The sequence below is a fragment of the Meridianimarinicoccus zhengii genome (genome assembly GCF_003254465.1).
GTDB classification, from domain to species: Bacteria; Pseudomonadota; Alphaproteobacteria; order Rhodobacterales; family Rhodobacteraceae; genus Meridianimarinicoccus; species Meridianimarinicoccus zhengii.
Genome location: NZ_QDFI01000211.1, coordinates 1 through 553 on the forward strand (window position 1 = coordinate 1; position 553 = coordinate 553).

General features: G+C 63.7%; 1 protein-coding gene. It reads left to right on the forward strand.

What is annotated here, in order from left to right; genetic code table 11:
• Positions 1–197: 197 nt before the first annotated feature.
• The coding region (locus tag DDE13_RS22665; protein ID WP_162631215.1) for a transposase at positions 198–553 on the forward strand (356 nt) is incomplete at its 3' end.

The window sequence follows — 553 nt, forward strand, 5'->3', positions numbered from 1 at the left end:
CCGCCCCGACCTCACGATCGATGAACTGACGGCGGAACTTGCTGCCGACCACGGGTTGAAGGTGCATCGCTCATCAGTTGGTCGACTGCTGCTCCGGCTCGGGCTGACGCACAAAAAAAGACCTGCAGGCGCTTGAGCAGAAGCGCAGGGACGTAGCCGCCCTGCGCCACACCTGGATTGCCAGACGTCAGCCCTTCATGGCCAGGCATCTGGAAAGGCTGGCCTTCATCGACGAGACCTCGGTCAAGACCAACATGGGCAAGACCAACGGCTGGGCGCCGCGCGGGCAGCGCCTGGTCGATCACGCGCCCTTCGGGCACTGGCACACCCAGACCTTCATCGGCGCCTTGCGCCATGACCGGCTCGATGCCCCCTGGGTCATCGACGGGGCCATGAATGGCGCGATGTTCGACCTCTATGTCGAGACCCAGTTGGTACCGACATTGCGCCTCGGCGACGTGGTCGTTCTCGACAACCTGTCGAGCCACAAAAGTCCGGTCGCCTCCAAAGCACTGCGCGACATCGGCGCGTGGTTCCTGTTCCTACCGCCCTA